This window comes from Cypionkella psychrotolerans (assembly GCF_001294535.1).
Taxonomy (GTDB): Bacteria; Pseudomonadota; Alphaproteobacteria; order Rhodobacterales; family Rhodobacteraceae; genus Cypionkella; species Cypionkella psychrotolerans.
The window spans coordinates 333,178-355,758 of sequence record NZ_LGIC01000086.1; the positions used below are offsets into that span (position 1 = coordinate 333,178).

Below are 22,581 nucleotides of genomic sequence, written 5' to 3' on the forward strand. Positions count from 1 at the left end.
CACGCCGTCGAGCAAGGGGTGTGGTACAGCAAGCCCTCGCTTAGCAATCTGGCCGCGCCTGCCAGGGAAAGGCAGGCGCGGCCAGATTTGTCTGCGGCCAAATCTGGCAAGCACAACCGTTGCGCTTACTTCAACACGCCATTCGCCTTGGCGGTAAACGTGGCAATATAGTCCATCAGCCCCGGCGACAGCGCATCATAGGGCGGCAGGCCCAACTCGTTCAGCCGCGCCCGGATAGCGTCCATCTTCGACGGATCAGTGCCGCCCTCGATCACCGAAGACACAAACGCCGCGAAGGTTGGGGCGGCAAAGCCCTCGGTCCCCGACAACTCGGTATGGATGAACGACAGCCCGGTGAACGGATGGTTCGGCCGCGTCACAGGCCCATGCATATGCACACCGCAGCCCTTGCAGGCATGGCGCTGGATCAGCGCGTTGCCATCCACCACCGCCAGCTTATCGGCGTTCTTGGTGACCTTGACGTTGTCAGACGTCACCACCGACACCATCGAGAACGTCGCCCCCGCAGGTTTCCAGCATTTGGTGCAGCCGCAGACATGGTTGTGCAGACAATCCGAGCCGATCTCGACCACCACCGGATCGCTCTTGCAATGGCAGGTCAAAGTGCCACCAGCAAACCCAGGCTTACCGGGCTTCACCCCACCATCAACCGATGGATGAATGGAAACAGATGCCATGAAATTTCTCCCTGAATCGACCCTCCTCCCGGGCCTCAGGGCAAAGCCTAGACTCAGTGGCAGAGTCGGACAAGCGGCGTTCCCGACGCTCAGACCGTCTCAGGTGTCGCTTTCCCGTCATAGCGATCCGCCAAATGGAACAGCAGCGGGTTCAGCAGAATAGAGCCCAGCGCCACCGCCACCACCAGATCGCGCGCGCCCACTGGCACGATCTCCAGCTTGACGCCCATACCGATCAGAATAAATGAAAACTCGCCCACCTGCGCCAAACTCGCCGCCAGCACCAGACCCGCACTGCGATCATAGCCAAACCGGCGCATCAGCCCATAGGCCGCCACCGATTTGATCCCCAACACAATCACCAGCGTGCCCGCCAGCGCCAAAGGTTGCGTCCAGATCACCGACGGGTTGAACAACATCCCCACCGACACGAAGAACAGCACCGCAAACGCATCGCGCAACGGCAGCGTGTCCTTCATCGCCTGATTGGACAGCGTGGACGACGCCATCACCATACCCGCAAAGAACGCCCCCAGCGCGAAACTGACGCCAAAGAACACCGCTGATCCGTAAGCCACGCCCAAGGCAATCGCCAGCACGGCCAGCCGGAACAACTCGCGCTGCCCGGTGTGCATCGAGTAATGCAGCACCATCGGGATCACCCGCGCGCCCACAATCAGCATCAGCCCGATAAAGCCCGCAACCTTCACCCCGGTCAGCAAAAGCGTGGCCCCCAACGGGCCAAAGCCCCAACTGGCCACCGCCGCCGCCTCACCCTCAACCGGAACCTCCACCCCGCCCATCAGTCCGGCCAAAGGCGGGATCAGTACCAGCACCACCACCATCACCAGATCTTCGACGATCAGCCAGCCCACCGCCAGCTTGCCCGTCTCGTCCTTCAAAATCCCACGGCTTTGCAGCGCCCGCAGCAGCACCACGGTCGAGGCCACCGACAACGACAACCCAAAGATCACCCCCGCGCCAAGCCCCCAGCCCAAACCCCAAGCCAAGCCCATCCCGGCCAAAGTCGCCACCGCGATCTGGCCCAAAGCCCCCGGAATAGCCGCCGCCTTCACCGCCAGCAAATCCTTCAGCGAAAAATGCAGACCCACCCCGAACATCAGCAAGATCACCCCGATCTCGGCCAGTTCATTGGCCAAATCCTGATTGGCGACAAACCCCGGCGTGAACGGCCCGATGATGACACCCGCCATCAGATAACCCGCAATCAACGGCAATCGAAACCGATGCGCCACAAGGCCCAGCACGAAGGCCATCGAAAGGCCTATGGCAATAATCGCGATCAGCGGCGTGTCATGCGTCATCCAGAACTCCTTGGGGATATGTTTTAAATTGGGGCCTGCCCGCCCCGTGATCAACCTATTAAATCGAGCGTTTTAGTCACAATTTTCACACCAATATGTCACTATGTTACGACATGCCGCTGGGGTGGCAAAAAACGTCGCTGTTGACCTCTGCGCTTGGCCTGCTACCCCTGCGACATGCTGCCGCTTTTGACAAACCCCGCCGCCCGCCGCTTGTTCCTGCACCGCCATGCTTTGGCCGAGGCCCCCACAGGTGCAGCCTCTGGCCAAGCCCTCGCTCACCTCATCCACCGCATAGGCTTCGTGCAGGTCGACAGCATCAACACCGTGGCGCGCGCGCATCACATGATCCTGTTCAGCCGCCGCCAATCCTACAAACCCGCCGCGCTGAAATCCCTGCTGGAAACCGACCGCGCCCTCTTTGAACATTGGACCCATGACGCCTCGATCCTGCCGGTGCATCTGCACAGCCACTGGCACCACCGCTTTGCCCGCGACACCGAACGCCTGCACAGCAACTGGAAATCGTGGTTCCGCGACGGCTACGAGGCGCAGTTCGACACCATCCTGCGCCGGATTGAATCCGATGGCCCCGTCACCACCTCCGATGTCGGCCAAGATGAGGTGCGCGGCAAAGGCGGTTGGTGGGATTGGCACCCGTCGAAAACCGCCCTCGAATGGCTATGGCGCACCGGGCAACTTTCTATCGCGGGCCGCAATGGCTTTCAGAAAATCTATGACCTGACCGCGCGTGTCATCCCCGCCCCGCACCGTAGCGCCCCTGACTTGGAAACCACAACCCACTGGGCCTGCACCTCCGCCCTCGACAATCTCGGCTTCGCCAATGCCACCGAACTGCGCGCCTACTGGCACGCCCTGAAACCCGATGAGGTGAAGGCGTGGACTAAAACCGCCCTCGCCCGTGGCGAGATCATCGAGATTGAGATCGAAGGTGCCACCGGCCAACGCCAACGCAGCTATGCTCGCCCCGATGTGCTGAGCCATGCCGCCAATGCCCCCGAACCCACCAACCGCCTGCGCATCCTCTCGCCGTTCGACCCCGCCCTGCGCGACCGCAACCGCGCCGAATTCCTGTTCGGCTTTTACTACCGCATTGAGGTCTTCGTGCCAGAGCCCAAACGCCAATACGGCTATTACGTCTTCCCGGTGCTGGAAGGCAGCCGCCTGATTGGCCGGATAGATTGCAAAGCCTTCCGGGATGAACGCACCTTGCGCGTCAAAGCCTTCTGGCCCGAAGCCGGGGTGAAACTGGGCGCAGGCCGCGCAGCCAAACTTGAATCCGAACTCAGCCGCTGGGCCGCCTTCACCGATTGCGACCGGGTGGAATTCCAAGACGGCTGGCTGCGCGAAACGTTGCGCTGATCGCACCGAAACGCCCGTAGGGTGCGTGATTCACGCACCGTTCCTCGGCCCCAGACACACACGACGCAAGGGCATCGCCCCCCTTGCCTGCTGGCATTCCCAACCGCTATCCTGCACCCTCAAGACTCCCCACCCAGCCGGAGCCCGCCATGTCCCAAGCTGATAAAGCCCGCCGCTTCAAAGCCCTGCACATCCCCGGCAACCCTGTGGTGCTGTATAATATCTGGGACGCAGGCAGCGCCAAGACCGTCGCCAGCGCAGGTGCTGCAGCCCTCGCCACCGGAAGCTGGTCGGTTGCAGCCGCGCAAGGCTACGGCGACGGCCAAGCCATCCCGCTTGATTTCGCGCTGCAAATCATCGCCCGCATCACCCAAAGCACCGAGCTGCCCGTCAGCGTCGATTTCGAGGGCGGCTATGCCACCGATCCTGCCGAACTTGCCGCCAACGTTACCCGAGTCATCGCCGCAGGGGCCATTGGAATCAATTTTGAAGATCAGATCGTCGGCGGCACAGGCCTGCACCCGATCACCGACCAAGTGCAGCGCCTCAAAGCCATCCGCCAAGCCGCCGATGCCGCAGGTGTGCCGCTGTTCATAAACGCCCGCACCGATCTGTTCCTGAAAACCCAAACCAACCAAGCCGCCCTTGTGGCCGAGGCCCTCGCCCGCCAAACCGCCTATGCCGAGGCCGGAGCCGACGGTTTCTTCATCCCCGGCCTTGGCGATGAGGCGCTGATCGCCGAAATCTGCCAAGCCTCCAGCCTGCCGGTCAACGTAATGATGCTCGGCAGCTTGACCTCGCTGTCCACCGCCGCCCGCGCAGGGGCCGCCCGCGCCAGCTTCGGCCCCGGCCCCTACCGTGTGGCGCAAGAAGACCTGAAGGCGCGGGCCGCAAAGCTGTTCTAGCCGCCCGTGGACCACCGCCTTACTGCAACTCTTTGCCCTCCGGCCAACTGATCACATGATCCAGCCGCACCGCCTTTTTCTCGCCCGCCGCCAACTCAAACTCCCAAGCCAAAATCCCGCGCTGTCCGTTCACATCCACCTCGGTCGGGGCCGGATCGGCGGTATAGCTGATCTCCAATTCCTCCTGTTCCGAATAGGGCACCTGATCCAGCAACCGCACCGGCCAGCTTTCATCGGTCAGGTTCTCTACCTCCAACACCGCCTTCTCCTCGACCTGCGTAGAGCTGGACAAAATCCCGCGATCCCCCTCGGCCCGCAGCGGCATCTCCCGCTTCAACCGAATCCCCTCAATCGCACCGAAACCCATCTCCGCCTCGGCCTGCGGCACCACAGCCTCCAACGTGGTGGACCCGACCAACATACCATCGCGATGCAGGAACGCCGTGCCGGGCAGTAGAGTCTCGGGGCTGTCATTGGTGAACTTGGCCAGCATATAGGCCTCGCTGTCTTGCCGTGGCACCGCCAAAGCCACCACCGTCGCGCTGAGCGCCAACTTGTCCAGCTCCAGCCGCAGATTCTCCACCCCCGTCGCTACATCCACCGCCGTCGGGTAGTGATAGACCACCGTATCGCCGACGTAATACATCCGCGCCGCAGTGGTGCTGGATTGGACGACTTCGGGTTCCATCACGGGTTCAGTTACCCCAGCCTCAGAGTATTTGTCGGCCGGGGCCCCATAACTTTCTGCGGGCTCGGGCACCACCGCCCGCCGCAAATTCGGGTAAAGCGGATAGGGTTCCGACTTGCTCGAAGGCTGAGCCGTCGACAATGTCAGATCCACCCCCTGCCAATCCTCCCCCGAGGCTTGGCTGACCAGCACCCCGCGCGCGACATCCAGTTTGCCCGCCTTGCGGTCAAGACTGATGTCATAGACCGGCGCCCAAGACGCTTCGCCCACAAACGTCGTCACCGTCAGATGCTGCATCCCCGCTGTCGTAGTCTCAACCGTCACCGACAAAGCCGCGTAGTTCTGATCGCGCTGCAACGCGGCGTCTTGCGCGGCCACCGCATCCCCCAGAACCTTCTGTGCCTCCTCCAGCGCCTTCACCGCCACCGGCAGCTCGGCTTGCGCCGCCAGCGCCGTTTGCCGCGCCGCCAGCACTTCGGCCCCGATCATCACCGACAGCGCCTTGACGCCATCGACCGTCACAGCCGCGCCTTCCGGCTTCACCTTGCGCAAGAAATCTGCTTGCGCCTCGGCAGCCTCAACCTTGGCGTTGATCGCATCCACCCCGGCCTGTGCCGCCCGCACCCCTGCCTCGGCCGTCTCAACCGCCGCCTTCGCCACCACCAGCTTATCATCAGCCGCATCCGCGCGCGGCGGCAAACGATCTGTGCGCAAGGCATAAGCCCCCAGCCCAATCCCATCAGCAGACACGCGCATCAGATCGGCTTGGGTTTCCGCTGGCAGATCGGCAATCAGCAATTCGCTGGCCCCGACGGGTGCGGTGAAATCCACCTGCCGTGTCACCTGTGCGCCTTCGGGATAAACCGTCACCGCTGTCACATGACTGGTGGCGAGGATCTGATCTGCCGAAGCGGGCCCGGCAAAACCTAGGCCAGCTAAAGTGCTGATCGACACGCTGGACAACAAAACAGCAAACACACCAAAATGACGCATGAATTCCTCCCGAATTTCCACAAGGTTACTGCGCGCAGCCCCCCGCAAGCAACCCTCTGCCGCCCCTTGTCGGCCCATCGCTGCCCTGCCATGTTGGCCAAAATCAAAAGGCTTGCCATGACCGCAAAACCCGATGCCCTGACCGCCACCACCGCTTTGCCGAAAGTCACGCACGGGCGCGGCAGCTATCTGTGGGACGCCAGCGGCAAGCAATATATCGACGGCTCGGGCGGTCCCGCCGTCTATTGCCTTGGCCATGCCAATGCCGAGGTCAACGCCGCCATCACAGCACAACTCGGCCAGATCGCGCATGGCTACCGCTATAACTTCAGCACCGACGCGCTAGAGGAATTGACCGAGATCATCCGGGGCCATTGCGGTGGCACTCTGCGCGAGATGGTGTTTGTCACCGGCGGATCAGAGGCCGTTGAGAGCTGCCTGAAGATCGCGCTGCAATATCAAACCGCCATCGGCCAGAAATCCCGCCGCCGCTTCATCAGCCGCGAACGCTCGTGGCATGGCAACACTTTGGGCGCTTTGGGCGTCTCGGGCTTTGCCGAACGCACCGCCGCCTATGAAGGCGCGTTCATTCCCTCAATCAAACTCTCGCCCGCCAACGCCTACCGCCCCGTCGCCGGGGCCACGGCTGAGTCCGCAGGCGAGGCTTGCGCGGCCGAGTTGGAAGCCGCCATTCTTGCCAATGGCCCCGAAACCATCGCCGCCTTCATCTTTGAGCCCGTCGTCGGGGCCGCAGGCGGCTGCGTGCCCGCCCCTGACGGCTACGCCCAGCGCGTGCGCGAGATTTGCACCGAATACGGTGTCGTGTTGATCGCGGATGAGGTGATGTGTGGCGCAGGCCGTACCGGACCTTGGCGGGCATTGGCGCGTGACGGAGTAGAGCCTGACATCATGTCGATCGCCAAGGGTCTGGCAGGCGGCTACATGCCGCTCGGAGCTGCGATCTGCACCACACAAATCTGGGAGGCGATCCGCGCCAAAGACGGCGCTTTTGGCACCGGCCACACCTTCACCGGCCACACCGCCGCCTGCGCTGCCGGGGTTGCGGTGCAAAACATCATCGCGCGCGAAGGCTTGCTGGCAAAAGTCACCGCCAACGAGGCCCGCCTGAAAAGCTGGCTCGCCGATGCGCTGAATGGTGTTGATGCCATCGGGGATATTCGCGGTCGCGGTCATTTCATCTGTGCCGAGCTGGTCGCCGATCGTGCCAGCAAGCGCCCGTTCGAGGCCGACCGCAAACTGGCCCTAAAAATCCGTGCGGCTGCGATGAACAATGGCCTGATCTGCTATCCGGTCAGCGGCAATGTCGATGGCGTGAGTGGCGATATCGTCATCCTCGCGCCGCCCTATAACTGCAGCGATGCCGAACTGACCGAGATCGTCGATAAAACCGCAAAGTCCATCCGTCAGGTGCTGATTTCTGAAGATTTGGCATAATTTTGCCATCTCACGTAGGCTTGATGCAGCAAATTTACCGAATCGGGTAGCGTGCCAGCACTCAAGCAACGCGACCAAAGGGAGAAGCCAAAATGCCCCATATCCTTGCTTATGTTCTGATCGGCCTGTTCGGTCTGTTGTCGATGGCGCTGGATCCGGCGATGGCCGCAGGCAGCTCGGACGACAGCAGCGAGACCGACTCCGCCCCGACCTATGCCGAGGCCAAAGCCAAGATCGACGCCGAAGATTATGCCGCCGCCCTGCCGTTGCTGGATAAAATCACCCGCGAAGAACCGCAGAACGCCGATGCCTGGAACCTGCGCGGCTTTGCCAATCGCAAGCTGGGCAATATGGATGTGGCGGCAGTGTCCTACACGGCGGCGCTGAAGATCAATCCCGGCCATCTTGGCGCGTTGGAGTATCAGGGCGAGATGTATCTCGAACTTGGCCAGACCGATGCCGCGATGGCGAATTTGAAGACATTGCAGGGTCTGTGTGGCGATTGCGAAGAAGCCACGGATCTGGCGGAATCCATCGGCATGAAGGGCTGATCACAGCCCGACACGCGGCTGAGGGGCAGCCGCCAGCCGCTAAAAACTGGGTGGGCTGATCGCCCATAACACCACCGCCTCCTCGGGGCCGGGGTTGCGATAGCGGTGCGGCTCGCGTGAGGAATAGCTACAGGTATCGCCGGCGTGCAGCAGGAAATGCCGCGCGCCAATCCAGAATTCCAACTGGCCTTGCAGCACGAATCCCACCTCGTCCCCCTCATGCGTGTAAGACTGCTCGCTTTCGGTGCCCGCGGGCATCCGCGAATAGATCATTTCCACCTGCAAACTCAGCTTCGGCGTCAAGAGTTCATCGACGATGCCGCCCGCATAGCGCAGGCTCAACCGATTGCCGCGCCTAATCACATAGCCGCGCTCATCGTCGGGCACCGGAGCTTCCCCGGCGAAAAACCATTGCACCGTCACGCCCAAGCCTTTGGCAATATTCACCAAAGCTGGGATCGAGGGCGAGGCCAAATTGCGCTCCAACTGGCTGATATAGCCAATCGACAGCCCCGCCGCCTCGGCCAGTTGCGCCAAAGTCAGGCCACGGCGCTTGCGCAATCCGCGCATCCGCTCGCCTAAGAAACCTGCGGGATCAGTCAGTTCGTCCATCCCGAAACCATGCCGCGCCTGCACAATAATCGCAACAAGTTTTGCCTATAGTAAAAATATCTTCCATTTTTTTACTGACCTGCTATCCAAGGCCAGCAACCCAAAGGCCGCCACATCCATGTTCCCGCACCTGTTCGCCCCGCTGACCCTGCGCCGCACCACCCTGAAAAACCGCATCATGTCGACCGGTCATGATACCACGATGCCCACCGATGGCACGGTCAACCCGGCGCTGATCGCCTACCACCGCGCCCGCGCTAAGGGCGGTGTAGGCCTGATCATCACCCAAGTCGCGGGCGTGCATGAAACCGCGCGCTATACCTCGCATTTGCTGATGGCGACCACCGACGCCTGCATCCCCGGCTATACCGACCTCGCGAAAGCCGTCCATGCCGAGGGCGCGGTGATCCTGTCGCAATTGTTCCATCCGGGGCGCGAGATCATGGAAAGCGCCGATGGCTTGCTGGCCGTCGCCTATGCGCCCTCGGCCGTGCCAAACGAGCGTTTCCATGTGATGCCGCGCCCGCTCAGCCTTGCAATGATTGAAGAAATCATCGTGGGCTATGCTTCGGCTGCCAGTCGCCTGCACCAAGCGGGCTTTGACGGCGTCGAGGTTGTCGCCTCACACGGCTATCTGCCCGCGCAGTTTCTGAACCCCCGCGTCAACCTGCGCGACGACGATTTCGGCGGCAGCGATACCAAGCGTCAGCACTTCCTGACCCGCGTGCTCGCCGCCGTCCGCGCCGCCACCGATGATGATTTCATCATCGGCCTGCGCATTTCTGCGGGTGAGCGCGATGACGAAGGCCTGACGATCCCCGAGGCCTTGGCGGCCTGCCAAGCCCTCGAATCCGGTTTGGATTTCGTCAACATCACCACCGGAACGTCCGCTTCCATCGGCGGCGCGGTGCATATCGCAGCCCCGATGGCCTTTGCAGCGGGCTACTTCGCCGCCGATGCCGGGGCCTTCCGTAAGGCGCTGAAAATCCCGGTTTTTGTCGCGGGCCGCATCAACCAGCCGCAAGAGGCTGAGGCGATTATCGCCTCCGGCAAGGCCGATGTTTGCGGCATGACCCGTGCGCTGATCTGCGATCCAGAGTTGCCCGCCAAAGCCGAAACCGGAGCGATTGACGACATCCGCGCTTGCATCGCCTGCAATCAGGCTTGCATCGGGCATTTCCATCGCGGCCTGCCGATCTCTTGTATTCAGCACCCCGAAACCGGGCGCGAACTGACTTATGGCAGCCTGAAGCCTGCGGCAAAGCGCAAGAAAATCATGGTGGTGGGCGGTGGCCCAGCAGGCATGAAAGCCGCGATTACCGCCGCCAAGCGCGGTCATAATGTGACGGTGTATGAGGCGGCAAATCAGCTTGGCGGGCAGGCGTTGCTGGCGCAGCTTTTACCGAAACGGGCGGAGTTTGGCGGCATCATCACCAACCTTGCCCGCGAAATGGAACGCGCGCAGGTGAAGGTTCGGCGCGGCGTGACGGTGACAACGGCTTTCGTGCAAGCCGAGGCCCCCGATGCGGTGATCCTTGCCACCGGGGCGCGCCCGCACATCCCCGATCTGCCCACCGATGGCCAAATCCAGATCGTCACCGCATGGCAGGTGCTGCGGCGTGAGGTGAAACTGGGCGCTCGGGTCGTGGTGGCTGATTGGCGCTGCGACTGGATCGCCCCCGGCATCGCCGAAATGGCCGCCCGCGACGGTGCAAGTGTAACTCTGGCCGTGAATGGCCTGCACCCCGGCGAAAGCCTGCCGCTGTATGTCCGCGACACGATGGCCGCCGATCTGCACCGTTTGCAAATCGACGTGCGGCCCTACGCACGGTTGTTCGGCACCGCCGAGGACACGGTCTATCTGCAACACACCCCAAGCGGCGAAGCGATGGAGGTGTCTGGGGTGGATACTCTGGTGCTGAGCCTTGGCCATATCCCGGTGGATGGGCTGGCTGCGGAGTTGCAGGATTTGGGGATTCAGGTGACGCAAATCGGCGATTGCCTTGCACCGCGCACCGCCGAAGAAGCGGTTTATGATGGGCTGAAAGCAGGCGTCGCGGCGTAAAGCTGTTAAGGTGTCGTTAACCAAAACGGCAACGGCTCGGATTTTGGCAATAAAAACAATGGTCCCGAGTTGGGACCATAAAAAAAGCCCCGCCAACCGGCAGGGCTTTTCAAATTCAAAAACGGCCAGATCAGCCCTTTTTCAGATACCGATTGCCCAGCACTTCCGCGATCTGAACCGCATTCAAAGCCGCCCCTTTGCGCAGGTTATCCGAGACGCACCACAGATTGATGCCGTTATCAATCGTGCTGTCCTGCCGGATGCGGCTGATATAAGTCGCGTAATCGCCGACACATTCAATCGGGGTGATGTAGCCGCCATCTTCGCGCTTATCGATCACCATGATGCCGGGAGACTCGCGCAGAATATCGCGGGCTTCATGCTCATCCAGGAAGTCTTCAAACTCGATGTTGATCGATTCCGAATGGCCGACAAACACCGGAACCCGCACGCAGGTCGCGGTGATTTTGATGTTCTTGTCGAGGATCTTTTTGGTCTCAGCCACCATCTTCCACTCTTCTTTGGTGGAGCCATCATCCAAGAACACGTCGATATGCGGGATCACGTTGAACGCGATCTGCTTGGTGAACTTTGACGGCCGCACTTCCTGACCGGGAACGTAGAGGCCCTTGGTCTGATCCCAAAGCTCGTCAATACCCTCTTTGCCCGCGCCCGACACCGATTGGTAGGTCGACACCACCACCCGCTTGATCCGAGCGCGGTCATGCAGAGGCTTCAACGCCACAACCATCTGCGCTGTCGAGCAGTTCGGGTTGGCGATGATCATTTTGTTGGTGTAGCCCGCAATCGCATCCGCGTTCACTTCCGGCACGATCAGCGGCACGGCGGGGTCATAGCGGTAGAGCGACGAGTTGTCGATCACGACGCAGCCCGCCGCCGCAGCCTTGGGCGCGTAGATTTTGGTCGCATCCGAGCCCACGGCGAACAAAGCAATGTCCCAGCCGGTGAAGTCGAAAGTGTCGAGATCCTTAGTCTTCAGGGTCTTGTCGCCAAAGCTGATTTCAGTGCCCAGCGATTTACGCGATGCCAAAGCGGCAATCTCGTCAATCGGGAACTCGCGCTCGGCGAGGATGTTCAGCATTTCGCGGCCCACGTTACCCGTGGCACCCGCGACGACGACCTTATAGCCCATCGGGGTCTCCTAGAATTCTGTCAGTGACCATCAAAGACGTGCCCCCTTAGCGCATGGGGACGTGGGGGGAAAGGGTTTGTTGCGGGAAATCCGCAGCCGGTCAGTCGGTGCGATCTTGGGCACGCAGGTAGATCAGCAGGCCAAGCGCGGTAAACCCGGCGTAGAACAGGAAAAGCCCGGCATAGGCGGCCTCGGGCGGGCTTTGCGGCAGGGCGGCTTGCAAATGACCCGTAGCGATCTGCATCAGGCCCGTAGTGCCGATGCCGAACAAGTTGATCAGGGTAACGCCCCGCCCGACCAGATGCGGCGGCAGGAAGGCGCGGCCATGCGCCATCACCATTGGGAAGGATGATCCGAAGAAGCCAACGCCTGCCAATAGCGCGACGGGTAGGAAACCGGAGGCTGCGGGGAAGGCGTATAGCCCCAGCAGGCAAGCCACAGCCAAAGCATTGCCGCCAAATATCAGCCACTTCCGACTGCCCAGCAGGCGATCCAACGGGCCATAAGCGAAATTGCCCGCCACCATCGCCAGACCCATGATCAAGGTCACCACGCCGATCCGGGCGGCATCGGCTTGGAATACGTCGGTCAGATAGGGCCCCGCCCAAAGTCCGCGCAACCCGGCGGCGGGGGCGTAACATGTCGCCATCATGATCAAGATCGGCCATAATGCAGGCATCCGCAACAGATCGAGCAGCGAGCCTTTGCTGGTGTGGATGACCCGCTCGGGGTCGCGCACCAGCAGCCAAACCGCAGCGGCGGTCAGCAAGGTCAGCCCGCTTAGTCCCCACATCGCGCCACGCCAGCCAATCGCCTCCACCGCCAGCGACAAGGGCAGCGAGGCCGCGATATTGCCGAGTGATCCGATCCCAATCACCACCCCCGCCAAGGTGCCAAATACCACGGGCGAAAAACTGCGGGCGAAGATGTAATAGGCCGCCATCAGCACCGGGGCGCAGCCCATGCCGATCAGCACCATCGCCACGTTGATCGCCCCCGGCCCGGTTGCCATCGCAAACACCGCAGCCCCGATCCCGCCCACCGCAAGCAACCCGGCGGTGGTCAGCCGTGGCCCGACCCGATCCAGCGCCACCCCCACCGGAATCTGCATCAGCGCGAAGGCCAAAAACCAAAACCCCGAAGCCGAAGCGAGGTTCTCCGCCGTGGCCCCAATATCCACCGCCAAGATGGGCGACAGCACCGCCAGAAAGGCGCGGTAGAACTGGCTGAGCACATAGGCCAGCACAAGGGCGGCAATTCCGGGGCGCATGAAAACTCCTTAAGGCATTGATCAGGCAGGCTGCGCCATCAGAGGTTTCTCGCGGATCGGCAGATGCACGATGGCCGAGAACGCGCCAACGCCGACGCCGATCCACCAGACTGTGCTGTAATCTCCGGTGATGTCATACAGTTTGCCACCCAGCCAGACGCCGAGGAAGCTGCCGACTTGGTGCGAGAAGAACACCACTCCGTACAGCGTGCCCATATAGCGCAGCCCATAGATATGCGCGACAAGGCCAGAGGTGAGCGGCACGGTGGCCAACCACAAGCTGCCCATCACCAAGGAGAATATCAGTACGCTCGCCGGGGTCATCGGCAGCATGATGAACAAAGCCGAGGCCACGGTGCGGGCGAGGTAAATGCCTGAGAGCAGGTATTTCTTGGTGTAGCGTTTGCCCAGCCAGCCCGACATGATGCTGCCTGCGATGTTCGCCAGCCCGATCACTGAAATCGCAATCGCGCCTAAGATCGAGGTTGAGGTTATCCCGATATCCGCCAGCAACCCCGACGGGTCGATGGCGCCGCATTTTTCGGTGATGAAGGCAGGGAAATGGGCGGTGATAAAGCCCAACTGATAGCCGCAGGAAAAGAAGCCGACGAAGATCATGGTGAAGGACGGGTCTTTGAAGGCGCGTTTCAGCACGGTGCCGAGGGATTCATCAAGTTCATGTTTGGTGGCAATGCTGGGCGAGCGCAGGAAGGGCAGCGCGAACAGGGCGCACAGGATCACCACGGCGAAGATCACGAAAACGGTTTGCCAATGGTAATGTTGCAGCAGGATTTGCGCGGCTGGTGCACCGAAGACTTGGCCCGCTGAACCTGCGGCGGTGGCGATGCCCAAAGCCAGCGAGCGGTTTTCCGGTTTGGCAGCACGGCCCACAATAGCAAGGATCACGCCAAAGCCGGTACCTGCGATGCCGAAACCCACCAAGATTTCGAGCAGTTGCATCTGGCCGGGGGTGACGGCGTAGCTCGATAGCACAAGGCCCAATGCGTATAATATTGCGCCCGCGATGATGGCGCGGCGGTCGCCGAAGCGTTCGGCGAGAGCTCCGAAGATTGGCTGGCCGACACCCCAAGCCAGATTTTGGATCGCGATGGCCATAGAAAACTCGGCGCGCGGCCAGTTAAATTCGGCGGCGATCGGGATCTGAAACACGCCGAAGCTGGCGCGAATGGCAAAGCCCAGCATAAGGATCACGCAGCCTGCGATCAGGACCGGGGTGAAGATGCTGGATTTGGGGGAGGTCTGGATCATGGAACGGCTCCTGCTTGGCGTCACGGTTAGCCGATGGTTTGGCGGGGTCAACGGCAGAATTGTGTGGGACACAAGCCGGGCGGTCTGTGCAAGGCTTCCAAAGCGGTTTAGGCTTTGGGAAGCAGCAGTTATCGGAGGCGGGAATGGCGGAATGGTGGCGTGGTTCGGTGACCTATCAGGTCTATCCCCGGTCGTTTCAGGATGACAATGGCGACGGGATCGGCGATCTGAACGGCATCACACGGCGTCTGGATCATATCGCCGATCTGGGCTGTGATGCGGTCTGGCTGTCACCGTTTTTCACCTCGCCAATGCTGGATATGGGTTATGATGTGGCCGATTACACCGACGTTGACCCGGTGTTTGGCACTTTGGCGGATTTCGATGCTTTGGTGGCGCGGGCGCATGATCTGGGTCTGAAGGTGATCATTGATCAGGTGTTGAACCATTCGTCCGACAAGCACCCGTTCTTTGGGGAAAGCCGCAAGAACCGCGAAAACGACAAGTCGGATTGGTATATCTGGGTCGATCCGCGCCCCGATGGCACGCCGCCCTGCAACTGGCTTTCGGTGTTTGGTGGCCCCGCGTTCACTTGGGACGCGCGGCGCAAGCAGTATTACATGCACTCGTTTTTGCCGCAGCAGCCCGACTTCAACTACCGCAATCCGGCGGTGGTGGAGTATATGGAATCTGTGCTGCGGTTCTGGCTGGATCGTGGGGTGGATGGTTTCCGCTTTGATACGGTGAACTACTTCTTCAAGGACGCTTTGTTCCGCAATGATGCCGCCGATTACCGGGTGAAAACCAAGGCGGATGGCAACCCCTATGAGATGCAATATCATTTGTTCTCAAAGGGTCAGCCGGAAAATCTGGGCTGGATGGAACGCATCCGCCGGGTGATGGACGAATATGTTGATCGCGCCACGGTGGGCGAGATGGGTGAGGCGCATCATGCCATTCGGATGATGGGCGAATACACCGCCCCCGGCCGGCTGCATCAGTGCTATTCGTTTGAAATGATGGGCTACGATTACTCGGCTGCGTTCTTCCGAGGCAAGATTGAGGAATTCTTCACCGGTGCACCGAATGGTTGGCCGATGTGGGCGTTTTCCAATCACGACGTGGTGCGGCAGGCGTCGCGTTGGGCCAAGCATGGCATGTCGCAGGACGCTTTGGCGCGACAGGCTGGGGCGTTGCTGCTGTCGTTCCAAGGCTCGATTTGCCTCTGGGAAGGCGAGGAGATTGGGCAGACTGATACTGAACTGGTGCTTGAGGAACTGACCGACCCGCAGGGCATCAACTTTTGGCCGGAGCCTGTGGGGCGCGATAATACCCGCACACCGATGGTGTGGGATGCCTCGCCGAACGGCGGGTTTAGCACGGGCAAGCCGTGGCTTCCGGTGAAAGCGCCGCAACTGGCGCGCAATGTGGCGTCTCAGGTGGGCGTGGCGGGGTCGGTGCTGGAAACCTATCGCGCGATGCTGGCCTATCGGAAAGCGTCGGACGACTTGGTGGCCGGTGCGACGCAGTTCTTCCAGCTGCCCGAGCCGATTTTGGCCTTCACCCGTGGCGATGCGGTGCTCTGCGTCTTCAACCTGTCGCCCGAAGCGGTTTCGGTGGCTGTTGAAGGTGCGAGCGGGCTAGAGGGGCCATCGCAGGGTGCAGTTCTGGATGGAACGCGGTTAGCACTGGGGCCGAATGGCTTTGCGTTTTTAACTTTGGATGGGGCGGCATCGGTGCGGGTCTGAGCGGGCTTACTACATTAAGGTCGCCGGGGGTTTCACCCCCCGGATCCCCGTGGGATATTTGAGCACAGAGGATGATAGTTTTAGTCAAGTTGTCAGGAGTTTTGGGGACCACGACCACAAGGGTATCGCCCCATTTATTTCATAATTTCTGCCAAGACACGCCAGCGGCGGGAATGGTCTTGCCATCCTATTCGATGTCTAAACCATTGTTATTGAACAAGAAGCGGTGGACCTCGGCATCCCTGCGCCGCAGGCCTTCCGGCAGTGGGTTGGTCTCAATCCCAGCCTTATGGCACAGTGCCGTCAAGAAGTGCGCCGAGCCGGTATCGTCGAGCCGTCCGGCAAGATAGCAGATACCCCCAGCACAGTTCAGCCCGGGTCAACCGTCGGCAGTGGTTTCAATCACCTCATCCGCCGTCTCAATCTTCTCACGCCAGTGCAGGAACTGAGCGCTGTTGGCCAGCCGAACCTTCAGCGCAGGCGGCAGACTTTCGACGTGGGCATTCAAGCCGGGTAGATTGGGCGGTGAGGGGACGGGGGTGGCGAATTCAAACGTCTAGGTGTCGCTGCGCGGGCTGATCAGCGAGATGCCTTTGTGCGCGGCGAGTGCCTTTAGGAAAGGCTGCGACAGGGTGGCGACACCGGGGGCGAGCACAAGTTTGTCGGTCGAAAGATCGGCGCAATCCGGCGGGATGATGTCGATGTTCAGGCCCAACCGGCACAAGGCGCGATTGGTCTCAAACGCAAGGCGGAAATAGCTGAAATCACGCCCCTGCGGCTGTGTCGCCACGCCCAAGCCGAAGCACAATCGGCCACCAGCGTAGCTTCGGCGCGGACATTAGAAACATCGGGAACCAGTGTCAGTTCGAGGGTGGCCCGTGCCGCTTCGTTGTGCGCCGGGGCGGCCAGGGGATCGGGCCGCAGCAGGCCTGCATGCATCTGTTCTTGTACATACGCCGCCTGACGCCAACGGAAATAGCAGATCGCTTCGGCACCATGCGCGAAGGGATACCGTGACGCGAGGTCGAGGTCGACTCCGGTTGCGAAGTGATCGGAATCCGTGACTTGGCCCATATAATTATGCATGATGGGTGCCGCAGAGTGGCGAGGAATGATTTCAGCTTGTTGTCGGCTTAAGGAGGCGACTTCGACAGAGGCGCAGCGGTAGAACACCATCAAATGTGCCGAGTTCGCCAGTGCAGTGACGGTCTTGGCCCTTTCGGTGCGGTAGGGCGATGGCTCAAATCATAGTGACGGGACGGTCCGAAGCCGCGTTGCCTGCCGTCCTTATCCATAGCCAGCATGTCAGGATGTTTGGTCTGCATCCAACGCGGTGGGATAGCGGTGGGGTGCCGAGCACGACTTGCAGGTCCGCATTACCCAAGGTTTCGATGGCACGGTCCAGCCCAGCCGCAATCATAGCTGCCGGGCGTAGGTTCCATCCGCGCCCAAGCAAATACACCGATCCGGACCCAAGTCAGGCCCAGCTTCGCCATCCGCGCAGCGTACTCGACCCATCGCAATTCGGGTTAAGGCTCGGGGTCGTCACAAACACCAAGGTACGTTTCATATTTATGACTTTTAATTCACTAAATTATGACCTGATGTTCATGTTGACCTTTGGTGGTGCCTTCGATCACGAAGGTCGCGCCGGAATTGGGGGCTATGCGCAGGGCTTCCGCATCCAAATTCTTGCGCGCCGAGGTGACGATCAGAGCGCTCAGCTGCGGGCCAGCGAAGGCTGGGCAGGTGATCTGGGGGGCATCGATCGGAATGGATCGCAGGAACGTGCCGTCAGCATCATAGGCAGCGACGCGCGATGCGCCCCATTGTGCCAGCCACATCACCCCCCCCGCGTCAATCACTGCGCCGTCAGGGTAGAGGCCCTCGGCTGTCAGGTCGAGAAACACCTCAGGCGCGGCATTTGGCCAGCCATCTGCATCCAGAGCGACCTTCATCACCTTGTGGGTAATGGTATCGGTAAAGTGGGCGAAAGCTCCGCTGGGCGGGAAACAGATGGCATTCGGAACGGTTATATCGCTGTAAAGTTTGCGCAATTCGCCGCGATAATAACGGTAAATCGCGCCCGCACCCGCCGCCTCATCCTTCGCCATTGTGCCAATCCAGAAGCCGCCTTGTGGATCGGCGCGGCCATCGTTGGGGCGGTTTTTCGGCTTATCTTGTTCGAGCAAGCAGAGGGTTTCAACTTCCTCGGTTTCCAGATCAAACAGGAACAGATCGCGCTCTCCAGCGATCAGCAGAACATCGTCTGAGACCCAGCCTGCCGCCGAGACGATCTCAGGGAAGCGCCATTCGCGCGGACCATCGCGGTCTTGCGACAGCAGTTTTTGGTTGTTGATATCGAACCAGAACATTTGTTCACGAATTGGATGCCAAAGTGGACCTTCGCCCAACTCACACAGGCGTGGATCGAAAATCATGCGCTGGCCTCATCATATGCTTTGACAATGGCGCGGGCTTTTGCGCTGACTTCAACAACCGACAGACCCGGCGTGTAGAGCGCCGTGCCAATGCCAAAACCGCTTGCCCCCGCTTTGATCCATTCGCCGAAGTTCGAGGCGCCCGCGCCACCCACGGCATAGACCTCGCAGGTTTTTGGCAATACGGCGCGAATTGCTTTCAAGCCCTCGGGGCCGATCAGATTGGCGGGAAAAATCTTTAGCCCATCCGCCCCCGCCGCCAAAGCCGCGAAACATTCGGTGGGCGTCATCACCCCCGGCCAACTCGCCATACCAGCGGCTTTGCTGGCGCGGATCACATCTGGATTGCAGTTGGGCGAGACGATCAGACGACCCCCGGCAGCCGCGACGGCGGCCACATCCTCCACGCTCAGCACAGTACCCGCGCCGATTTCTGCCTGCGATCCGAAGGCCTTAACCATCGCCGCAATCGAGTCCAGCGGATTGGGCGAGTTCAGCGGCACCTCTATGCGGGTGATGCCTGCGGCAATCAGCGCCTCGGCCACAGGCACGGCCTCGGCAGGGGTGATACCACGCAGAATGGCGATCAGGGGGCGAGTCATGGCTTGGCTTTCTGCAAAACACCGCGCGCGGCGGCAAGGCCTGCGAGGGTGCAGGCGGTGGCGTCTAGAGATTCGGAAGCGGCCCCTTGCGCGGTCAGTGCATAGGCATAGCGAGTAGATAGCGCTTCGGCCCCGATTAGGGCAATGCGCTGACCCAGCCAGTAGGGTTTGGCTGCGGCGAGTTCCAATCCGATCAGCAAACCCGATAATCGCGAGTGGGCAGCGGTGGGCGAAAGACCGCTCAACAGCCCTTCGGCGCGCAATGTGAATAGACGTGCGGAAATCTTCTCGGGTCGCTCCATCGCCTCGGCCAGGCCTTGCGCAAAGGCATCTTCATCGCTGCCCTCACTGCCCATACCATGCCGCAACACCGACTGTTGCGACAGCAGCGCGAACATTTCTCCGGTCATGAAGGTCTGAAATGATACCACCTCACCCGCCGAGACATGCACCCATTTTGAATGAGTGCCGGGCAGGCAGAACACGCCGTCAAAGCCCCGCAGCAGCGCCAAGGCTCCGGCGATTTGGGTTTCTTCGCCGCGCATCACATCGGCGGGCTTGGCCTGAGACAACCCCGGCGCAATCATCATCTGTATGCGCGGATCGGCCGTTGGCACCGCCATCAACTCACCCGACGCAACCGGGGAGCAGGGGACGTGGCGATAGGGCGCTTCCATCCAACCTTGCCGCGCGCCGACCATGCCACAGGCGATCACCGGCGTCACCTCTGGGCTCAACCAAGGCGCGATCAGCCGCAGCAAGGCGGGTTCAAACTCGGCCCTAGCCAGTTTCCCCATGCCCTCGTCAGAACCTGCCGAGGCCAGCACACCCTCTGGTCCCATCGCCCAAGCCCGCAGGTTTGAGGTGCCCCAATCAACGGCGATCCAGTCGGGTGTCATTGTAGTTCCAGTATTTGAAATAAAGTCTTGCATAATGGGAATTATGCTATTTACCTTAGGCCCTGTCAATTCCTGCGAGGCACCGATGCGCGATAATCAGCAAGATGGCACCGTCGGCAAGGCGCTGGACGTGCTGGAGACGGTGGCCACCCTCGCGCCGGTGCGGTTCAGCGAACTGCTGGCACGCGGCGGTTATCCAAAGGCGACGCTGTACCGTCTGCTGCAAACCCTGACGCATCAGGGCATGCTGGCTTATGACGAGGATCGCGGCAGCTATAGTTTGGGTCTGCGGTTGGTCAGGTTGGCGCATGGGGCTTGGGCGCAAAGCTCGCTGGCCCCATTGGCGCGGCGGGCGTTGGATGATTTGGCGGCGCTGACGGGTGAGACGGTGCATCTGGCGCAGATGGATCAGGGTCAAGTGCTGTATGTTGACAAACGCAACGCTGCGCGGCCTGTCGAGATGTTTTCGCAGGCGGGCAAGGTGGGGCCAACCTATTGCACCGGGGTCGGCAAGGCGATGCTGGCGTTTATGCCCGATGCGACAATGGCCGAAGCCTTGGCGCGGCAGAGTTTTCACCGTTTCACCGCGCAAACGTTGGACAGCCCTGCGCTGTTGGCTGAACTGGCCGCAATCCGGGCGCGGGGCTATGCTTATGACAATGAGGAGCATGAGGCTGGCATCATTTGTGTGGCCGCCCCCATTCTGGCACGTTCGGGTCGGATGATCGGCGCGGTTTCAGTCACCTCGACCACGACACGCAGCAGTCTGCGGGCCTTGGAGGCGCATGTTGGGCGGCTAAAGCTGGCGGCGGCAGAGATTGCAGCCGAGGCGGAAAGCTGGCGGTTTCCCGAGCACGTTTAGCTGAAGTGCGATCCTGCGCTGTGACCTCAGTCCGAGAAGTGTTTCTCGCCCCGTGCTGCGGCCAGATCCAACTGACGCTGCCGCTCGCGGAAGCGGGTGCGATCCGTCTCGGAATACTCGGCTACACAATGGTGGCAGCAGGCGCCGCGCTCATATTCAAGGCGATGCTTGTCTTCGGCGCTGATCGGACGACGGCAGGCGTGGCAACTGTCATAATCGCCCGGAACTAGCCCGTGGCCAACTGAGACGCGGCCGTCAAACACATAACACTCGCCATCCCACATCGAGGCCTCGGCGGGTACGTCTTCGAGGTATTTCAGGATGCCACCCTTGAGGTGAAACACCTCATTCACCCCCTGCCCCAGCAGATAATTCGTTGATTTCTCGCAGCGAATCCCACCCGTGCAGAACATCGCAATCCGCTTGCCACGGTATTCGTCTTTGTGGTCTTCCCACCATTTCGGGAAATCGCGGAAGCTGCGAATGTCGGGGTCAACCGCGCCTTGGAAGGTGCCGATGCCGACCTCGTAATCATTGCGGGTATCAATCAGCGCCACATCGGGAGAGGCAATCAGCGCGTTCCAATCCTGAGGCGCCACATAAGACCCGACCCGTGTGATCGGATCGACATCAGGCTGGCCCATCGTCACAATCTCACGCTTAAGCTTCACCTTCATGCGGCCAAATGGCATCTCGGTGGTGTAGCTTTCCTTGTGTTCCAGCGCCGCACAGCCCGGCAGGTTACGCAGATGCACGAGAACGGCAGCGATCCCGGAAGCAGGCCCAGCGATGGTCCCATTGATGCCTTCGTGGGCTAGCAGGAGTGACCCCTTCACCCCTTTTGCGATGCAAACATCCAACAGCGGCCCCTGCAAAGCGGCGGGGTCGGGGAAACGGGTGAAGTGATAGAGAGCGGCGACGGTCAGCATGGCCGCGATTTACGCCTTAGTGCGGCGCAGAGCAATATCTTTAGCTGGACGCCTTTGGGTTGACCGGGCGAAAGCTGCCGCTTACCCCTTGAGCAGCCGGAACAGGAGACCCCGATGCGCCCCGCCGATGAAGCCCTGATCGTGATCGACATCCAGAACGATTTCTGCCCCGGCGGCGCTTTGGCCGTGGCGGGGGGCGATGCAATTATCCCGAAGGTCAACGCTTTGATGGCCGAGTTTGACTGCGTGGTGCTGACGCAGGATTGGCACCCGGCGGATCATTCCTCCTTCGCCGCCAACCATCCGGGGGCGGGAGCTTTTTCGCAAATCCAGATGCCCTATGGCCCGCAAGTTTTGTGGCCGGTGCATTGCGTGCAAGGCTCTGCAGGGGCGGAATTTCATGCAGATTTGCAGACGGAACCCGCGCAACTGATTGTGCGCAAAGGCTTTCGCTCTGGCATCGACAGCTATTCGGCGTTTTTTGAGAATGATCACTGCACCCCGACCGGGTTGGAGGGTTACTTGCGCGCGCGTGGGATTAATGTGCTGACTCTGGTCGGGTTGGCCACGGATTTCTGCGTGGCCTATTCGGCATTGGATGCGGCAAAGCTTGGGTTTTCGGTGACCTTGCTGGAAACTGCCTGCCGCGCGATTGACCTGAACGGCACGATGGCCGAGGCGAAGGCGAAATGTTTGGCGGCTGGCGTGCATTGGGTGGTCTGACGCTCATCTG

Annotated in this window: 22 protein-coding genes and 1 pseudogene; 8 read left to right on the forward strand and 15 right to left on the reverse strand. The window is 60.9% G+C overall.

Features of this window, described 5'->3' with window-relative positions; all coding sequences use genetic code 11:
* Positions 1–125: 125 nt before the first annotated feature.
* Positions 126–698 carry an S-(hydroxymethyl)glutathione synthase gene (gene gfa, locus AKV04_RS21340; protein WP_054008392.1) on the reverse strand — a complete coding sequence of 191 codons (573 nt, stop codon included), beginning with the start codon at positions 696–698 and terminating at the stop codon, positions 126–128.
* Positions 699–787: 89 nt separating this feature from the next.
* Positions 788–2,023 (reverse strand): cation:proton antiporter domain-containing protein, encoded by a 1,236-nt coding sequence (locus tag AKV04_RS21345; protein ID WP_082351792.1) that lies wholly within the window; start codon positions 2,021–2,023, stop codon positions 788–790.
* Positions 2,024–2,200: 177 nt separating this feature from the next.
* Between AKV04_RS21345 and AKV04_RS21350 the strand changes: the two genes are divergently transcribed.
* Together AKV04_RS21350 and AKV04_RS21355 are read left to right on the forward strand one after the other, a co-directional pair.
* The gene (locus AKV04_RS21350; protein WP_054008394.1) at positions 2,201–3,406 is read left to right on the forward strand and encodes a winged helix-turn-helix domain-containing protein; all 1,206 of its coding nucleotides are present in this window, start codon (positions 2,201–2,203) and stop codon (positions 3,404–3,406) included.
* Positions 3,407–3,555: 149 nt separating this feature from the next.
* Positions 3,556–4,311, forward strand: a complete 756-nt coding sequence (locus tag AKV04_RS21355) for an isocitrate lyase/PEP mutase family protein (RefSeq protein WP_054008395.1) — start codon at positions 3,556–3,558, stop codon at positions 4,309–4,311.
* Positions 4,312–4,330: 19 nt separating this feature from the next.
* Here the strand turns inward: AKV04_RS21355 and AKV04_RS21360 are convergent, their stop codons facing one another.
* Entirely contained in the window at positions 4,331–5,992 is a 1,662-nt protein-coding gene (locus AKV04_RS21360; RefSeq protein WP_054008396.1) for a mucoidy inhibitor MuiA family protein, read from the reverse strand.
* Positions 5,993–6,109: 117 nt separating this feature from the next.
* On the opposite strand from AKV04_RS21360, the gene AKV04_RS21365 reads away from it, so the two are divergent.
* Together AKV04_RS21365 and AKV04_RS21370 are read left to right on the forward strand one after the other, a co-directional pair.
* The gene (locus AKV04_RS21365; RefSeq protein WP_082351783.1) at positions 6,110–7,447 is read left to right on the forward strand and encodes an aspartate aminotransferase family protein; all 1,338 of its coding nucleotides are present in this window, start codon (positions 6,110–6,112) and stop codon (positions 7,445–7,447) included.
* Between the two features lie 92 nt (positions 7,448–7,539).
* A complete protein-coding gene (locus tag AKV04_RS21370) occupies positions 7,540–7,998 on the forward strand; it encodes a tetratricopeptide repeat protein (RefSeq protein ID WP_054008398.1) in 459 nt (152 codons plus the stop codon).
* A gap of 39 nt (positions 7,999–8,037) precedes the next feature.
* On the opposite strand, the gene AKV04_RS21375 is transcribed toward AKV04_RS21370, so the two are convergent.
* A complete protein-coding gene (locus AKV04_RS21375; RefSeq protein ID WP_054008541.1) occupies positions 8,038–8,610 on the reverse strand; it encodes a helix-turn-helix domain-containing protein in 573 nt (190 codons plus the stop codon).
* 118 nt (positions 8,611–8,728) lie between these two features.
* Here AKV04_RS21375 and AKV04_RS21380 point away from each other — a divergent pair, with 118 nt between their 5' ends.
* Positions 8,729–10,675, forward strand: a complete 1,947-nt coding sequence (locus AKV04_RS21380) for an oxidoreductase (RefSeq protein ID WP_054008399.1) — start codon at positions 8,729–8,731, stop codon at positions 10,673–10,675.
* Positions 10,676–10,805: 130 nt separating this feature from the next.
* Here AKV04_RS21380 and AKV04_RS21385 read toward each other — a convergent pair whose 3' ends face one another.
* The 3 genes from AKV04_RS21385 to AKV04_RS21395 all read right to left on the reverse strand — a co-directional run bounded on the left by AKV04_RS21385 (position 10,806) and on the right by AKV04_RS21395 (position 14,367).
* The gene (locus tag AKV04_RS21385) at positions 10,806–11,828 is read right to left on the reverse strand and encodes an aspartate-semialdehyde dehydrogenase (protein ID WP_054008400.1); all 1,023 of its coding nucleotides are present in this window, start codon (positions 11,826–11,828) and stop codon (positions 10,806–10,808) included.
* 100 nt (positions 11,829–11,928) lie between these two features.
* Positions 11,929–13,098, reverse strand: coding sequence for an MFS transporter (locus tag AKV04_RS21390; RefSeq protein WP_054008401.1), 1,170 nt, complete (start codon positions 13,096–13,098; stop codon positions 11,929–11,931).
* A gap of 21 nt (positions 13,099–13,119) precedes the next feature.
* Positions 13,120–14,367, reverse strand: coding sequence for an MFS transporter (locus tag AKV04_RS21395; RefSeq protein WP_054008402.1), 1,248 nt, complete (start codon positions 14,365–14,367; stop codon positions 13,120–13,122).
* Between the two features lie 143 nt (positions 14,368–14,510).
* Between AKV04_RS21395 and AKV04_RS21400 the strand changes: the two genes are divergently transcribed.
* Positions 14,511–16,115, forward strand: a complete 1,605-nt coding sequence (locus tag AKV04_RS21400; RefSeq protein ID WP_054008403.1) for an alpha-glucosidase — start codon at positions 14,511–14,513, stop codon at positions 16,113–16,115.
* A 379-nt stretch (positions 16,116–16,494) separates the two neighbouring features.
* Here the strand turns inward: AKV04_RS21400 and AKV04_RS27635 are convergent, their stop codons facing one another.
* From AKV04_RS27635 to AKV04_RS21420, 7 genes and pseudogenes are all read right to left on the reverse strand, one after another.
* Positions 16,495–16,623 (reverse strand): hypothetical protein, encoded by a 129-nt coding sequence (locus AKV04_RS27635; protein ID WP_268871813.1) that lies wholly within the window; start codon positions 16,621–16,623, stop codon positions 16,495–16,497.
* A gap of 48 nt (positions 16,624–16,671) precedes the next feature.
* Positions 16,672–16,905 (reverse strand): beta-galactosidase trimerization domain-containing protein, encoded by a 234-nt coding sequence (locus AKV04_RS27320; RefSeq protein ID WP_235815736.1) that lies wholly within the window; start codon positions 16,903–16,905, stop codon positions 16,672–16,674.
* Positions 16,821–17,291 carry a beta-galactosidase gene (locus AKV04_RS27325; protein WP_235815729.1) on the reverse strand — a complete coding sequence of 157 codons (471 nt, stop codon included), beginning with the start codon at positions 17,289–17,291 and terminating at the stop codon, positions 16,821–16,823. Before AKV04_RS27325 ends, AKV04_RS27320 begins: the two co-directional genes overlap by 85 nt.
* A pseudogene (locus tag AKV04_RS27940) lies at positions 17,291–17,611 on the reverse strand (beta-galactosidase). The gene AKV04_RS27325 and the pseudogene AKV04_RS27940 overlap by 1 nt, the downstream one beginning before the upstream one ends.
* 93 nt (positions 17,612–17,704) lie before the next feature.
* Positions 17,705–18,556 carry an SMP-30/gluconolactonase/LRE family protein gene (locus AKV04_RS21410; RefSeq protein ID WP_054008405.1) on the reverse strand — a complete coding sequence of 284 codons (852 nt, stop codon included), beginning with the start codon at positions 18,554–18,556 and terminating at the stop codon, positions 17,705–17,707.
* Positions 18,553–19,158, reverse strand: a complete 606-nt coding sequence (locus AKV04_RS21415) for a 2-dehydro-3-deoxy-6-phosphogalactonate aldolase (RefSeq protein ID WP_054008406.1) — start codon at positions 19,156–19,158, stop codon at positions 18,553–18,555. Before AKV04_RS21415 ends, AKV04_RS21410 begins: the two co-directional genes overlap by 4 nt.
* Positions 19,155–20,057 carry a 2-dehydro-3-deoxygalactonokinase gene (locus AKV04_RS21420; protein WP_054008407.1) on the reverse strand — a complete coding sequence of 301 codons (903 nt, stop codon included), beginning with the start codon at positions 20,055–20,057 and terminating at the stop codon, positions 19,155–19,157. Before AKV04_RS21420 ends, AKV04_RS21415 begins: the two co-directional genes overlap by 4 nt.
* Before the next feature lie 85 nt (positions 20,058–20,142).
* Between AKV04_RS21420 and AKV04_RS21425 the strand changes: the two genes are divergently transcribed.
* A complete protein-coding gene (locus tag AKV04_RS21425; protein WP_054008408.1) occupies positions 20,143–20,919 on the forward strand; it encodes an IclR family transcriptional regulator in 777 nt (258 codons plus the stop codon).
* A 26-nt stretch (positions 20,920–20,945) separates the two neighbouring features.
* Here the strand turns inward: AKV04_RS21425 and trhO are convergent, their stop codons facing one another.
* A complete protein-coding gene (trhO, locus tag AKV04_RS21430; protein ID WP_054008409.1) occupies positions 20,946–21,848 on the reverse strand; it encodes an oxygen-dependent tRNA uridine(34) hydroxylase TrhO in 903 nt (300 codons plus the stop codon).
* Positions 21,849–21,962: 114 nt separating this feature from the next.
* Between trhO and pncA the strand changes: the two genes are divergently transcribed.
* Positions 21,963–22,571, forward strand: a complete 609-nt coding sequence (pncA, locus tag AKV04_RS21435) for a bifunctional nicotinamidase/pyrazinamidase (RefSeq protein WP_054008410.1) — start codon at positions 21,963–21,965, stop codon at positions 22,569–22,571.
* The last annotated feature ends 10 nt before the right edge of the window (positions 22,572–22,581 follow it).